Genomic DNA, 15,237 nt, shown 5'->3' on the forward strand with positions numbered 1-15,237 from the left:
CCCCGGCGCCTGGCGCCGGGGGGGGCGGGCGCGATCAGAGCGGCCGGGCGGCTACCGGTCCGGCGCCGCTGACGGCGCTGGCGCGCGCGGGAGTGTCGGCGTCCACGCGAGGAACCGGAATGGGCGGGATGACCGGCGCATTGCCGGCCGGCGCGCCGGACGCCGATGGCACGGGGACCGGCAGGGCCAAGGGGGGCTGGCCAGGACCGCCTTGGGGCGCCGAGCCGCCGGGCGGCAAGGGCTTGACCGAGGTGTCCACGCCATCCGTGGAGCGGTTGTTGTTCAGGAAGTCGGTCAGCGCGTCGCCCGAGGAGAGGTCCAGCGAGGCCACGGCCTGGCCCGGCGGGAATTCCGAGAAATAGTATTCGCCGTTGTCCACGATCAGGCCGTCAGGCCGTGGCGCGGGCATTGCTTCCGGGATGCCTTTCAGCGCCGGTTGCATATAGTCCAGCCAGGTGCTCAAGGCCAGGCCGCTGCCGAATTCGTTGGTGCCCAGCGACTTCGGCTGGTCAAAGCCCATCCAGACCGTGGTGGCGAGGCTGGGCGTGAAACCCGAGAACCAGACGTCCACGGCCTCGTTGGTGGTGCCGGTCTTGCCGCCGATGTCATTGCGCTTGAGCACCTGGTGTGCGCGCGCGGCGGTGCCGCTGACCGTGACGCCGCGCAGGATGTCGTCCATGACCCAGGCGGTGCGGGGATCGATGGCGCGTGCCTGGGCGTCGCCGGCCACCACCGGTTGCGCCTGCATCAGCACATTGCCCGAACGGTCGGTGACGCGGTCCACCAGGTAGGGAGTGACGCGGTAGCCGCCGTTGGCGAACACGCTGTAGCCATTGACCACCTGCAGGGGCGTGGCGCCGCCCGCGCCCAGCGCCAGCGGCAGCACGGCCGGCCAGCGCGCCTTGTCGAAACCGAACCGGGTCAGGTAGTCCTGCGCGTATTGCGGCGAAATGGCCTGCAGGATGCGGATCGACACCATGTTCTTGGAGCGCATGAGGCCCTGGCGCAGGGTCAGCATGGGCTCGTATTTGTTGCCGTCGTTCTTGGGCTGCCACGCTTTGGAGCCGGTCTGCTCCGCCGTCAGCATGAAGGGCTGGTCCGAAATCTGCGTGGCCGGGGTCAGGCCGCGCTCCAGCGCCGCGGCGTAGACGAAGGGCTTGATGTTCGAGCCGGGCTGGCGCCAGGCTTGCGTTACCCGATTGAAGCCGCCGCGGTTGTAATCGAAGCCGCCGATCATGGCGCGGATGGCGCCGTCCTGCGGCACCATGGAAACCAGCGCCGCCTGCAGCGTCGGCATGTTGATGATTTCCCAGTTGTCGCCATTCTTGTGGATATAGACCACCGAGCCACGGCGCAGGCGCTGGCTGTCGCTGGCCTTGGGATTGAGCGCGCGCGCCACGACCGCCAATGCCTTTTTGTCGCTGATCGTGATGATGTCGCGGGCGCTGCGCGCCAGCGTTACTTCGGTGGGGCTGGCGGCCAGCACCACGGCGGCCAGCAGGTCTTCGCTGTCAGGCGTTTTTTCCTGCACGCCATCCAGGATCTCATCCAGTGCGGCCGCGTCCTTTTCGACGCCGTCGGGCAGGTCGATCTGATCTTCCGGGCCGGGATATACCGCGCGGCGGGTGTAGTCCAGGACGCCGTCGCGCACGGCGCGATAGGCCGCTTCCTGGTCCTTGGAATCGATGGTGGTGTAGACGTCGATGCCCTTGGAATAGGTTTCTTCCTGGAACACGCCATACATGAGCTGGCGCGCGAGTTCGGCGGGGTAGTCGCCATGGATCGCAAAGCCGCGCGCGCTGGCGCCGTCCGCGCCGCGGATGGTCAGGCGCTGCTTGAGCGCTTCATCGGTCTGTTCGGGCGTGAGGTAACCCAGTGTTTTCATGCGGCCCAGCACGTAGTGCTGACGGATCTCGGCGCGCGGGAAATTGGTGATGGGGTTGAAACGTGACGGGGCCTTGGGGATGCCGGCGAGCATGGCGGCTTCCGCGGGCGTGACTTCGGACAGGGGCTTGCCCAGATAGGTGCGCGAGGCGGCCGCGAAACCATAGGCGCGGTGGCCCAGGTAGATCTGGTTCATGTAGAGCTCGAGGATCTGGTCCTTGGTGAGCTCGGATTCGATCTTGAAGGTCAGCAGCAGCTCGTAGAACTTGCGCGAATAGGTCTTCTCGGACGACAGGTAGAAATTGCGCGCCACCTGCATCGTGATCGTGCTGCCGCCCTGGCTCTTGGAGCCCTTGACGATGTTGGTCAGCACGGCACGCGCCACGCCCATCCAGTCCACGCCGCCATGGCTGTAGAAGCGGTCGTCCTCGGCCGCCAGCACCGCCTGGCGCATCACGGGCGGGATTTCGTCAAAGCGCAGCACATTGCGGTGTTCTTCGCCGTATTCGCCAATCAGTACCTTGTCCGCCGTATAGATGCGCAGCGGCACGCGCGGCCGGTAGTCGGTCATTGCGTGCAGGTCGGGCAGGCTGGGCCACGCCAGGGCCAGAGCAAGGCCGAGCAGGACGGCGCCGCACACGGCGGCGCCAGCGGCGGCCACGCCTGCCTTGATCAGGAGTCGTTTCCAGGGGAGGCCCGGTTTGCCGCCCGGGGTGGCGGAGGATTGCTGGGGGGTGCTCATTGCAGGCGATTCTAGGGCAGAACGCTATAGACCGCCCAGGGAGCAATAAGGTTTCGGTAACCAAACTTGCCCGGGGGGCGGAGCCAGCGGACGCGGGGGGAAATTCAGGGACGGGCTCTAGCATACGCCGGGGGCGGCTTTGTTGCGCCACCGCCGCTCCCGCGCGCCGAGAAATGTATTGCGCGCCGTGACAAACGGCAAGTCCGGTTGCAGGCGTCAGCGGGCCGTTAGCGGCCCGCGCCCGGTTCAGCCGGCGGCCGCAGGGCGCAGGTAATGCTGCGGCGGCGCGCCCAGCGCGCGGTGGAACATCGCCGAAAAGGCGCTGGTGCTGCGATAGCCCAGGTCGGAGGCAATGCGCGCAACCGGCGCGCCTTGGGACAGCCGGCACACGGCCTCGGCCAGCCGTACCTGCTGCACCCACTGTCGGTAGTTCAGCCCCAGTTCCGCCTGGAACAGCCGGATCAGCGTGCGCGCGCTGGCGCCGACTTCGCTGCCCCAGTCCTCAATGCCACGTTGCAAGCCGGGAGCATCCAGGATGGCCGCGCAGATGGTCTGCAGGCGGCGGTCGCGCGGCCAGGGAATTTGCAGCGGCGCGACGTGCGCCGCGGCCAGTTCGGACAGGAGCAGGGCGGCGATCTGCTCCGCGCGGCCCCCCAGCGGGTAGTCGATGGGTTCGGCGGTCAGCGCCAGGATCAGTTCGCGCAGCAGGCCGCTGACCTCGACCACCTGGCATTGCGGCCAGTAGTCTCGGGCGGTTTCGGCTTCGAGGTAGAGCGAGCGCATGGATACGGCGCCCACCATGTCCACGCCATGCGGCACGCCCGCCGGCACCCACAGCGCGCGCAGCGGCGGCAGGGCCCAGAAGCCGCTGGGGGTCGTCACGCGCATGATGCCCTCCACCGCGTAGACCAACTGGGCGCGAGGATGGGAATGGGTGCCGGTCCGGGTGCCGGGCGGGAATTCCTTGGCCATGGCCGTCACCACGCGCGGCCGGTGCTGGTAGTCCTGCGGATTGATGCTGCGGGCGGGGTCGGGCAAAAGTAGTCGGGCGGGCATGCGTGTCACTTCCGGCGTAAGGATGAGCAAGGGGCGGCTGAAGTGTAATTTCCGTATTTTGTCACTTACGCGACGGAAATTGGCAGATCGATCCCGGTCCCGATTCCTACACTGGCTACAGGTCCCGGCACGGTGCCGGGCGTGCCCTTATCCCCATACCGCGTCCCGCAACCCATGAATCCACCCCAGAACCCCGCCGCCGCCATTGCCGATGCCGATACGGCTGCACCGCCAGCCGCCTCCTCGGATCCGTCCACCGCCTTCAAGGTGCTGGGCGCGATCAGCGTGGCGCATCTGATGAACGACATGATCCAGTCGATCCTGTTGGCCATCTATCCCATGTTGAAGGACTCTTTCAGCCTGTCGTTCGCGCAGATTGGGCTGATCACGCTGGTCTACCAGCTGGCGGCATCGCTCTTGCAGCCCTTCATCGGCTTCTACACGGACCGCAATCCCAAACCGTACTCGCTGCCGGTGGGCATGGGCTTCACCCTGGTGGGATTGCTGCTGCTTTCCATGGCGCCGTCGTTCGGCTGGCTGCTGGTGGCCGCGGTCCTGGTGGGCACGGGCTCCTCGGTGTTCCATCCGGAGTCATCGCGCGTGGCGCGCATGGCGTCGGGCGGGCGCCACGGCCTGGCGCAATCGCTGTTCCAGGTGGGAGGCAACGTGGGGTCGGCGCTTGGGCCCTTGCTGGCCGCGCTCTTCATCATTCCGCACGGGCAGCGCAGCGTGGCGTGGTTTTCCCTGGCCGCGCTGTTCGGCATTGTCGTGCTGACCGGTATCGGGCGCTGGTACAGCGCCAACCGCGTGCGGCTCAAGCCGCGCGCGCGGCGCGAGGGCGCAGGCCATGCGCTGTCGCGCAACCAGGTGCTGGGCGCGCTGGCGGTGCTGGGCGTGCTGGTGTTCTCCAAGTACTTCTATCTGGCCAGCCTGAACAGCTACTTCACTTTCTACCTGATCGATAAATTTGCGCTGTCGGTGCGCGAGGCGCAACTCTATCTGTTCCTTTTCCTGGCCGCCGTGGCGGTGGGCACGGTGGTGGGCGGCCCGGTCGGCGACCGCATCGGCCGCAAGATCGTGATCTGGGTGTCCATACTGGGCGTGGCGCCGTTTACGCTGCTGTTGCCCTACATGAACCTGTTCTGGACGGGCGTGCTGGTGGTGATCATCGGCATGGTGCTGGCCTCGGCATTCTCGGCCATCGTGGTCTACGCGCAGGAGCTGGTGCCAGGCAAGGTGGGGATGATCGCCGGCCTGTTCTTCGGCTTTGCCTTCGGTATGGGAGGGGTGGGCGCCGCGGCGCTGGGCAAGCTGGCCGATGCGACGAGCATAGGCTATGTGTACCAGGTCTGCGCCTATCTGCCCTTGCTGGGCGTGGTGGCGATCCTGCTGCCCGACGTGGAGAAGTCGCGCCGCTGACGGCCGTGCTGCGTCGGCAACTCCCCGCGCACCCCGGGGAAACCGGGGCCTTTGCCTGGGCCCTGGCTTCCCGGCAAGCGCGGGTGTCAGCCTGTCCGCACGGCGCTCAGGTGGGGCTGGCCGGTTTCGATGCCGGTGATGTCCCCGGCAGCGCCATGGTGGATGATGCAGGTGCGCGCCGACCTCAGCTGCGTCAGCTGGGCCGGCGTGATCGCGAAGCTGGCCGCCAGGCGGCGGTCGCTCAGCGGTTTGATTGGCTTGCGGCGGTCCTTGCCGGCGAATTTGCGGTGGTTGTAGATGGCCCAGGCGACCAACACACCGGCATTGACCAGCGCCAGCACGGCGTATCCCCAGAGCGTGTTCACGGTGGGCAGGAACACCGGCCACAGCGAGGCGTCGGGACCGCCCGCGGCGGCGCGCAGTATGGCCAGGATCCCGGAGCCAAAGAGATAGACGAAGGCAAACCAGCCGATGGCGGTCAGGACCAGGTCGAACAGGTAGCCTGCGCGGGAACGTTGCGTGGTGATGATCATGAGCTTGCGTCCGGAGATTTGATGCCCCGGTCAGGGCTGGTCCAGCGCGCGCGCCGGGCCTGCTTGCGGAGCATGACTTTGGGAAAGCTGACCAGGGTGGTGAACAGGCTCACCATCCAGAAGGCCAGCGGATACCAGATGACCCAGTACAACGAACGGGCCAGGCCGGGCTCGTAGCGGCGGTCGATCAGGATGCTGACGACGAACTGCAGCAGGCAGACGACCGCCAGCATCATGCCGGTGAAGGCGGGCGGCATCAGGCTGGCAATCTGCATATTGTTGGGCAGCGCGACCACCTGGCTGATGGCCCACAGCAGCACCGATACGCCGAAGGCGAAGGCCCAGGCCGTGGACAGGCAGAACTCCGCCATCAGCGGCCACAGGCGGCGATGGCGCCAGATCCAGATGGAACGCAGGTTTTTCAGAAAGACTTCGGCGCCGCCCTGGGCCCAGCGCAGCCGCTGCTTCCATAGCCCGCGCAGGGTTTCCGGCATCAGGATCCAGCACAGCCCGCGGGGTTCATAGAAGATGGACCAGTGGTCGCGCTGCAGCTTCCAGCTGATGTCGATATCTTCGGTGATCATGTCCAGGCTCCAGTAGCCCACCCGGTCCAGCGCCGCGCGCCGGAACGCGGCGACCACCCCGGACACGGTAAACACCTGGCCATAGACACGCTGCGTGCGCTTGATAAGGCCGATGATCGAAGAGAACTCGCCGACCTGGATCCGCCCGATCAAGGTGGAGCGGGTACGGATGCGTGGGTTGCCCGTCACGGCGCCGACGCGCGGGTTGTCGATCAGCGGGGCCACCAGGTAGGCGGCCGCGTCCGGATCCAGCATGGCGTCGCCATCGATGCAGACCAGGTATTCGCTGCGCGCGGCCATGGCGCCCATGCGCAGCGCCATCGCCTTGCCCTGGTTCTGCGCCAGGTGCACCACGCGCAGCCGCGGATGGGCGGCTGCCATGCGGTCCAGCATCTCGGCGGTGCCGTCGCTGGAGCCGTCGTTGATGGCGATAACCTCAATGTGCGGGTAGTTCTGGCCCAACGCGGCCAGCAGCGTCTCTTCGCCGTTGTCGGCTTCGTTGTAGCAGGGCACAAGAATGGACACCAGCGGATTGCCGGCCAGGGCCGGCGGCTGGCTGTCCTTGCCCCATTTCCAGTGGCGCTCCCAATGCCACCAGAAGTAAATGCCGCCAGCCATCCACATGCCGGACATGAACAGCGGGTAGAAGAACACGAAGCCCAGGAGCGCCTCACCGGTCAGCATCAGCGTGAAACCGAAGGGCGCGCCAAGCACCGCGCAGAGAATCAGCAGGGCAATCAGTCGGTCTATCATCGGATGGGGTACCAGGCTTCGGAGATGGCGGGCCGGATGCCTTGCAACCGGGGCTGGTCTTGCGAGAAGTCGTCGGGGTAGTAGCCGAAGCTGCGCGAGCCACGCAGTTGCAGCCGCTTCATCCAGCCGGCGAGCACTGCCGTGTCGACCGGGGTTGCCTCGGGGCGGCCGGGGCCGGTGCGCCAGTCGCGCGCCTGCAGCTCGAACACCGTCTTGTCCAGCGCGCCGGGGCGTTTCGCGACGGTATCGACCAGCTTGTCCAGCCAGGCGTTTTCCTTGCCAGCGGGCACGTTCTCCATCAGCGGCATCGCCATGGGCGCGGTCCAGTCGTAAGCGCCGAGGAAGTCGTCCAGGTTCTGGGCGAACCAGGTCTCGCTGCCGGGATTCAGGATGGGTTCTGCAAAGATATTGCGGGCCGTCTTGATCTGCGGACCGCGCACCGCCCGCACCCGTTGCGTGAGCTCGGCCGTGAAGTCCACCAGCGCGCGGCTCTTGAAGCGCGTCCAGCGCTGCAGGGTGTCGGGATCCGCGCGCAGCTCGGCGATGCTGCCTGGCAAACCGGCGGCCCGGTAGGCAGCCAGCGCGCCTGGACTGGCGTCTTCATAGTCGGACAGCAGCGCGTCGTCGTGGAACAGGATGCCGTCGAAGATCGCGTAGCGGGCCAGGTCCTCGTACAGATCGCCGATGCGCGCGCGCACGGTGGCGTCGAACGGCGACAAGCGGCGGTACTGGTCGGGGTCCGGGGCCGGCTGCGCCTGATCGTCGGTCCAGCGCGTGACGCGGGGCAGGGCGGGTTCCAGGTCGAAGGACAGCACAGGCATCCAGGCATAGACCATCACGTTGGCGCGGTTGTGCAACTGCCACGCGGCGCGGTTGAACAGGTCGGCCCGGGTGGGCAGCCAGCGGTTGGGGAAGTAGACCGATTTCACCAGCCCGTCGCCCTCGGGGTCCGAGTAGGCCTGCAGAAACACCGTGTTGATCTGCATGTCCAGGATGCGCTGCACCAGTTCGCCCAGGTTGCGGTCCGTCTGGGCCGGATCCGGGTCGTAGACATAGTCCAGGTCCACGTGCGCGACACGCATGAAGGGCTGGGCTTCCATGCCGACCACGCTGTTGGCGAAGGGCTTGAGCGTCGGGTCGCTCGCCAGCAGCAGACGCGGCGTGGACATCAGGCGGCCGACGCGGCCGGCGCCATCTTCCAGCGTCAGGGCGAGTTGATAGCCATGCTCGGCAGTGATACGCAGGGTGGATCCGCCTTCGGCGCCGTAGGGCCAGACCCACACTCGCGGCTTCTTGCCGGTGGCGCGGCGGATCTTCTCGGTGATGGCGGCGACGTCGCCGCCCATGCGGGCATTGAACTGCGCTTCGGTCTCGTAGCGCCGGGTCTGCGCGTCATAGGCGCGGATGGCAGCGGCAGGCTCGGTATTGCCCTGGGGGTTGGCCAGCGCGCCGTAGTGCGAGGCATTGGTGTGCGCGGCAATTTCCACCAGCCCCGACCGCGAGATTTCGCGGATCTCGTCCCAGTTCAGGAAACGCTTGCGGTCTTCGGGGCTGCCGCCGAAGTCCACGCGCTGGTTGGCGGGGGTGTCCATCCAGACGCCCACGGGCGCCAGCAGGGCAGGCCATTGATAGGCTTTCAGGATGGGCAGCACGCGCGTATAGAAGCTGCGGTAGCCGTCGTCGAAGGACAGCAGGACGGCGCGATCGGGCAGCGCTTTGCCGCCCTGGCGCGCGGCCAGGATCTGGTCCACGGTCACCGCCTGGTAGCCGTTGGCGCGCAGCCAGGCCAGTTGCTCGGCCAGGCGGTCGGTGCGCACGCTCAGGAACGCCTGGTCGGGGTCGTCGTCTTCCACGTCGTGGTAGGCCAGGGCGAGGAATTGACCCTGGACCCAGGGCTGCTCCGCGGCAGCAAGCGGACGCTCGCCCGGCGGGGTATAGACCGGGATGTCCTTGGCGCAAGCAGTCAGCGCCAGGATCGCGAGCAGCAACAGGCCGGCGAGAATCAGGCGGGTATGAGTTTTAAGCATCATGGTGTTGACTCGGTGCCGGGTTCAGAAGCGGTACGTCAGGTCGAACGCGATGCGCAGTTCGCGTTCGCGCTCGCCGTCGTACGGGCGGCTGGTGCCGGTGATCATGGCGCCCATGTCCAGGACGTCGTTGGCGCGGTAACGCTGGCCGTAGCCCAGCGCGATCACGCCGCCGGTGCCGTAGCCCTGCTGGGTGTAGGTGCCCGCGCCCAGGGTGCCGATCTGTTCCCACGCGGTCTCGTAGCGGCGGTACAGCGTGTGGGTCAGGCGCACGCCGGGCAGCAGCATCAGGTCCGAGCGCGGGTTGAAGTAAGGCACGTTGCTGTCGTGGCTGTTGCGCTGCGTCGAGGCCTCGAACTCCAGATCCGCGAGCAGGTGCGGGGCGGTGTAGACGCGCTCGCGTCCAGCCAGGCCCAACGCCCAGCGGTTGTTGCCGTCGCTGAAGTGCGAGGGCGACAACGCCAACGTCCACTCGCGGCGTTCATTGGCGCGCCAACGCACGAAAGCCGACAGGCTGTTGGACGAAATGCCACTGGTCAGGGCCCGCAGCGGGGTTTCGCGCGACATGATTTCGCCCGAGCCGCCAACCTGCCAATGGTCGTCCACGTCGTAGGCGACCGAAAGGCGGGCGCCGGGCTTCACGCCATGGCCGTAGTCGTGAGTGGAGACCTCGCCTTCCACCGTGAGGTCGCGTCCGCGCCATTCCACGCCGGTGCGCAGCCAGCGGTAGTTGCCGCGGCCTTCCTCGAAGTCGCCGGCGGCATAGCCGCCGCCGCCAAAGACCCGCCAGTTGTAGTCCAGCGGAGCGGAATAGAGCACGGCGTCGATGCCGAAATCGCCGCTGCCATTGACCGGGCTGTCCGAGGCCAGCCCGCGATAACCGTTGATGCGCAGCTCGGCTTTGTTGTGGACTTCCCACTCACGGGCCAGGCGGCGGCTGGTCAGGTTCTCGGGCGAGCGCGCCATGGTGTCTTGCGACAGTGCTTCCGCCTGGCGCCATTCCTGCAAATCCAGGGCGGTGAAGCCCTGGCCGTTCTCCACGCCCAGACTGCGCGGCGCCAAGGTTTCGGCCATCTTCAGTTCGACTTCCGAGGCGCGGGGAAGGGAGCGGGCGCGGTAGACGGTCGCCAGGTCGCTGCGCAGGCCGGAGTTGTTGGGCGCGTTGGCGACCATGTCCTCGAGGCGCTGCTGAGCGGCGACGGTGTCGTTGGCCTGCAGGTGGGCGGAAGCCAGGGTCTGCCGGCTTTCCAGGTTCAGATCGTTGGGCATGCGCGTGGACTGGCCCTTGTAGTAGAGCCAGGGGGCATAGCCCGATTCGACGTCGTCGGTCACCGCGCCGGTCTCGCTGAACTGTTCGCCCTCGGCCAGCGAGTAGTACAGGCCGGTCTCCGTCGCCAGGCGCTGTTCGGCGTCGTCGCCGCGCAGGGCGTCGTCGGCGGCGACCTGGCGGTAGATGTCGCGGGCGCGTTCGGGTTGGCGCAGATACAGATAGGCCGAGGCCACGTCGTTCAGGGCGTAGCGCGGCACGCTCACGCCCTCGGCCAGCAAGGTTTCATACTCGCGGACCAGATCGGCCATGAGCACCCGGACGTGGAGCGCGTGCAGGCGGTCGATACGGGCGCGCAGCGCGTCGGCCTGGCCGCCTTCCTGTTGTTGCCAGGCGGGGATCAGTTCGGCATAGCGGGCCAACGCCTGGTCGGCCAGCACGAATCGTTCGGCTTCCGAGCGCGTGGGCATGGCCGCCAACCGCACCTGCTGGGCCAGCGCGTCGGCTTCGAAGCCGCGCATCTGGCCAGCGTCGAACAAGTCCTGGTGGCGGCGCGCCAGTTCCAGCGCCACGTCCGCCATGCGCGCGCGCTGCAAGGCGTGGATGTACTCGCGCAACACGTAAGGCGTGCCGGGCGCGGCGTCCAGGGCGAGGTCGGCCTGATGCAGCGCTTCGTAAGGTTCGCCTTGGCGGGCATGGACATAGCTCAAGGCCAGCCGTGCATCCACATCGCGGGGGTGGCGCTTGAGCCAGCGCGCGGCCGCCTCGCGCGCTTCAGGATAGCGGCCCGCGTCGGCGAGCGTCATGATCTCGCCGGCCTGGAAGGCGGATTGCCCGGGATGGCGCTGCGCTCCCGCCTGGAAGGCGGCCAGCGCTTCGGGCCAGCGCTGCAGGTCGCGGTAGGCGCGTGCCACGGCGAGCTGGATGTCGGCGGGCAGCGCCGCGCCGCGCGGCAACTGTTCGTAGGCGGTGATGGCTTCGGCGGGATTGCCGGCCCAGCCTGCGATGATGATGTGGTCGTAGATGGCGCGCTTGCCGCCATTCTGGCCCTGCTGGCGCAGCATGGCCAGGGCGGGTTCGTAGTCGCCGGCGCGCGCTCGCGCGATCAAGGCGTCATAGTCGTTGCCGGGGCCCGCCAACGCCATGGCGGGAGCCAGGATGGCGCAGGCCACCAGCAAGCTCAGTCTCGGCCCAACGGCACCCGGGGGTGTCGATCCTCTGTTTTGCATCTGTATTACTTCCGCAGTTGCGACTCGGGGGCGTTCCTGGTCCGGCGGGCCGTGGGCATGCCTTTTTTCGGCGCGAGCCGAGGCGACGCGCAGCACAAAGGCGCCGGCGGCACGGGAAGGAACACTTTTTGGTTAGGACTGCGCGGCGCCCGCTGCGGGGACCTTCGCACTCGCGCGATGGGAGTGCATGGCTAGTACGCGCCACGCCCGTAGGGCGCGATTGCGGCGCTCTTTGCGGCACCGTCAATGGGCCGAATTATAAGTGTGTTAACTGTCAGTCAACTGTCAATTAGTGCAAAGGGCTGTGGCGCAAGGCCCGCCTTGGCGTATTCTTCGTCGCTTGCCGCGCAATCGTCTTGGCGCGGGCAGTAGAGGTTCAGGGCGAAACGGCGTGCGACGACGACGGGCGCCAGGTTGTGCCTGTCTGTCGCCGCGCGGGTAACAAAAAGCGTCAGGGATGCTGGGATGTAACCGGTCCAGGCGCGTGAACCCAGTGCAACAGCAATGAACAGCGACGGCGGGCGTCCGCGGGGCGCAAGCCGGCAAACACCATGACGACTTCTCTTTTCTTTCTGATGTGGGGCCTGGCCACGGCTCTGGCGTTGCCCTTGCTGGCGCCGTTTCGTGCCCGCGACGTCGGTGGCATCCGGGAGTTCATCATGGGCAATGCGTTGGCGGTGCTGTCGCTGCTGGCCTACGCGTCCTCGCACTTCCTGCCGCCCGGCGTCTACGTGATGGTATCGAACACCGCCTGGGTGTGCGCGATCGGCCTGGTGTACACCGGGGTGCGGAAGTTCTTCGGGCTGCGACCGCTGGCGCGGCGTACGGCCGTGCTGGGCGCGCTCTGCATCGTGGCGTTCGCGCTCATGCAGTATCTGGTCGATGACTTGCGCGGACGCATGCTGCTCTTGTCCGCCTACACATTCGGGGCCATGGTGGCGACGGGCCTGGTGTTCTTCCGTGAGCGCAAGCGGATCCAGACGCGCGGCGTGATGCTGTACCTGATGCTGGCCAGCTTCAGCCTCGCCGCGCTGCACGCCTTGCGTGTATTGGTCTATACCGTAGGCGGCCAGGCGCCTTCCTCGATGCTTGACCCGACCCCGTGGGGCCTGTTTTTCATCGTTTGTGGAACCGTGACGGTGCCCGGACTGTTCCTCGCGCTGCTGTTGCTGATCCAGACCAGCCTGTCCGAGCAGATGCAGGCAGCGCTGACCTTCGACGGCCTGACGCGCGCCTATTCGCGCCGCAGCATCCTGGATGAACTGGCGCGTGAACTGCAACGCTGCAAGCGCGCGAACGGCAGGCTGGCCGTGCTGGTGCTGGACATCGACCATTTCAAGTCCGTCAACGACCGTTACGGCCATGCGGTCGGCGATGCGGCCTTGCGCCATTTCGCCCAGGTGGTCCAGCGGGCGGTGCGGGCCAGCGACCGCTTCGGCAGGCTGGGGGGCGAGGAATTCGTGCTGTTGATGTATGACTGCGACCCGGCGCGGGCGCTGGTGCAGGCCCAGCGTGTGTGCGACGCCTTGCGCGATACGCCCTTCCATGCGCAAGGGCGCGAGCTGCGGATGACCACCAGTGGCGGCCTGGCTTCGTATCAGCCGGGAGACAGCGTGGAGGGCATCCTGGCCCGTGCCGACGATGCGCTGTACCGCGCAAAGGAACAGGGCCGCGACCGCGTGGAGATGGCCTGGATCGGCCGCGCGGCGGGCCGGCCGCAGGAGCGCGGTCCGGCCGTGCTGGAGGAGCAGGTCAGGGCTTGAGGTGTTCGGTCAGGAATTTCTCCATGGCTTCGTAGAACTCGAACTTGTTCTCGTCGTTGTGAAAACCATGGCCCTCGTTGTCCTTGACCATGTATTCGACCTCCACGCCGCGCGCGCGCAACGCCTTGACCATCTGGTCGCTTTCGTCCTTGTTCACGCGCGGATCCTTGGCGCCCTGGGCCACGAATAGCGGCGTCGTGATCTTGTCCGCGTGCAGCGCCGGCGAGGTGGCGGCCAGGCGCTCGCGGTCGCGTTCGGGATCGCCCACCATGTCGTACATCTTGTCCAGCATGGGTTTCCAGTACGGCGGAATGGACTTCATGAACGTGAACAGGTTGGACACGCCCACGTAATCGACCGCGGCGGCGTAGAGGTCGGGGGTGAACGCCACGCCCGCCAGCGTGGCGTAGCCGCCGTAGCTGGCGCCATAGATGCCGATGCGCTTCGGGTCGGCGATGCCCTGGCCGATCAGCCATTGCACGCCGTCGGTGATGTCGTCCTGCATCTTCAGGCCCCATTGGCCGAAGCTGGCTTCCCAGAAAGCGCGGCCATAGCCGGTCGATCCGCGGAAGTTCATCTGCAGCACGCAGAAGCCGCGGTTGGCCAGGAACTGCACTTCGGGGTTGTAGCCCCAGCCGTCGCGCGCCCAGGGACCGCCATGCGGGTTCACGATGCAAGGCAGGTTTCTGGCTTCCCGGCCGGCGGGCAAGGTCAGGTAGCCGTGGATGGTCAGGCCGTCACGGGCCTGGTAGCTGATGGGCTGCACGCGCGACATGTCCGCTTCCGGGATGGCGGGGTTGATGTCGGCCAGCTTGGTCAGCGTGTCGGCGGCGGCGTCGTAGATGTAGCGCGAGCCGGCCGTGCGGTCGTTGTAGGCGGCGACGATGAACTTGTCTTCGTCGCGGTTGGAGCCCTGGATGGCGAAGTCGTAGCCGGTCAGCTTGGCCGACAGCTTCTTGAAGAGCGTTTCGGTCTGGTTGTCGAAGAATTTGTATTGCGGTTTGTCGGTCTGGTAGGCGGCCACCGTCAGCACGCGGCGCTTGCGCGAGTAACCCGCCGAGTCCAGGTCGACCGTCTCGGGCGTGAAGATTTCTTCTTCGGCTTCGGGCTTGGCGGGGTCGATGACCACCAGCGAAAGCTTGTCGCGACCGCGGTTGGAGAGGGCGTAGAACTTCTTGTCGTCGAAGGTGAAGAACGCCGGGCTCACGTTGGTGCGGTAATCCGTGGTGATGAGCGGACGGAATTCGGATGACTCGTTGTCGCGATAGAGCAGGGTGGTGTTCAGGCCGTCGCTGGTGACGGCGGCGCGCACCTTGCCGGCATGGTCGGTCTGCCAGCCGACGATGTTGCCCGGGTTCTGCGCCACCAGCACGGCGGCGCCCGTGTGCACATTGACCCGATAGACGTCGAAGACCTCGGGGTTGCGCTGGTTGTGGCTGATGAGGACGTGGTCGGGATCGTCTTCCAGGTCGTCTTCGATGCCGGCGCGCACGCCGTCATAAGGGGTCAGGTCGGTGATCTTGCCGGTCTTGGCGTTGACGGCCAGCACGTGGAAGTTTTCGTCGCCGCCGAAATCCTTCTGGTAGAGCACCACGTCGGCGCCTTTCCAGAAGAAGTTGCTGATGTCGCGCGCGGTTTCGCTGGTCAGCTGCCGGGGCTGTCCCACCGGCGTGCTGCCCTGCAAGGGCTGCACATAGATGTTCATGCGCGCGGGGTTGCCGTCCACGCTGGTGGGCTGCATGAAGCCCAGCGTCCGGCCGTCGTCGGCCAGGCGGAAGAAGCCCCGTTCGGGGTTGCGGAAGAAATCCTTGAGGGGATAGGCGCGCGGCGGTTGCGCGGCGCTGGCGCCCAGCGATACGCCGATGATGCTGGCGGCCAGGACGGTGCGCTTGAGGAATGAAAACAAGGGAGGACCTCCGAGGTTGCCGCGGCGAGCGCGCAGCGCCCGCCGCCAGGTGGTCCGTCGATAATGCCATAGGG

The 15,237-nt window shown here is 67.0% G+C and carries 9 protein-coding genes; 2 read left to right on the forward strand and 7 right to left on the reverse strand.

The window, feature by feature from the left end:
* Positions 1–34: 34 nt before the first annotated feature.
* Positions 35–2,626: a penicillin-binding protein 1A gene (locus CEY08_RS26720; RefSeq protein WP_076812521.1), complete on the reverse strand. Its 2,592-nt coding sequence runs from the start codon at positions 2,624–2,626 to the stop codon at positions 35–37.
* A gap of 246 nt (positions 2,627–2,872) precedes the next feature.
* Positions 2,873–3,682: an AraC family transcriptional regulator gene (locus CEY08_RS26725; RefSeq protein WP_076812524.1), complete on the reverse strand. Its 810-nt coding sequence runs from the start codon at positions 3,680–3,682 to the stop codon at positions 2,873–2,875.
* A gap of 174 nt (positions 3,683–3,856) precedes the next feature.
* Here CEY08_RS26725 and CEY08_RS26730 point away from each other — a divergent pair, with 174 nt between their 5' ends.
* Positions 3,857–5,101: an MFS transporter gene (locus CEY08_RS26730; protein ID WP_076812527.1), complete on the forward strand. Its 1,245-nt coding sequence runs from the start codon at positions 3,857–3,859 to the stop codon at positions 5,099–5,101.
* A gap of 86 nt (positions 5,102–5,187) precedes the next feature.
* On the opposite strand, the gene pgaD is transcribed toward CEY08_RS26730, so the two are convergent.
* Genes pgaD through pgaA form a run of 4 tightly spaced genes read right to left on the reverse strand, consistent with a single transcriptional unit; the run spans position 5,188 to position 11,494 of the window.
* Positions 5,188–5,634: a poly-beta-1,6-N-acetyl-D-glucosamine biosynthesis protein PgaD gene (gene pgaD / locus CEY08_RS26735; protein WP_063959523.1), complete on the reverse strand. Its 447-nt coding sequence runs from the start codon at positions 5,632–5,634 to the stop codon at positions 5,188–5,190.
* The gene (pgaC, locus tag CEY08_RS26740) at positions 5,631–6,971 is read right to left on the reverse strand and encodes a poly-beta-1,6-N-acetyl-D-glucosamine synthase (RefSeq protein WP_063640442.1); all 1,341 of its coding nucleotides are present in this window, start codon (positions 6,969–6,971) and stop codon (positions 5,631–5,633) included. Before pgaC ends, pgaD begins: the two co-directional genes overlap by 4 nt.
* The gene (pgaB, locus tag CEY08_RS26745; protein ID WP_063640441.1) at positions 6,968–9,001 is read right to left on the reverse strand and encodes a poly-beta-1,6-N-acetyl-D-glucosamine N-deacetylase PgaB; all 2,034 of its coding nucleotides are present in this window, start codon (positions 8,999–9,001) and stop codon (positions 6,968–6,970) included. The genes pgaC and pgaB overlap by 4 nt, the downstream gene beginning before the upstream one ends.
* A 21-nt stretch (positions 9,002–9,022) precedes the next feature.
* Positions 9,023–11,494, reverse strand: a complete 2,472-nt coding sequence (gene pgaA, locus CEY08_RS26750; protein ID WP_076812530.1) for a poly-beta-1,6 N-acetyl-D-glucosamine export porin PgaA — start codon at positions 11,492–11,494, stop codon at positions 9,023–9,025.
* 551 nt (positions 11,495–12,045) lie between these two features.
* Between pgaA and CEY08_RS26755 the strand changes: the two genes are divergently transcribed.
* Positions 12,046–13,257: a GGDEF domain-containing protein gene (locus tag CEY08_RS26755; protein WP_063640439.1), complete on the forward strand. Its 1,212-nt coding sequence runs from the start codon at positions 12,046–12,048 to the stop codon at positions 13,255–13,257.
* Here CEY08_RS26755 and CEY08_RS26760 read toward each other — a convergent pair.
* Positions 13,247–15,163, reverse strand: coding sequence for a S9 family peptidase (locus tag CEY08_RS26760; RefSeq protein WP_076812534.1), 1,917 nt, complete (start codon positions 15,161–15,163; stop codon positions 13,247–13,249). The genes CEY08_RS26755 and CEY08_RS26760 overlap by 11 nt on opposite strands.
* Between the last annotated feature and the right edge of the window lie 74 nt (positions 15,164–15,237).

Origin of the sequence: Achromobacter insolitus (assembly GCF_002209555.1) — a bacterium.
GTDB classification, from domain to species: Bacteria; Pseudomonadota; Gammaproteobacteria; order Burkholderiales; family Burkholderiaceae_B; genus Achromobacter; species Achromobacter insolitus.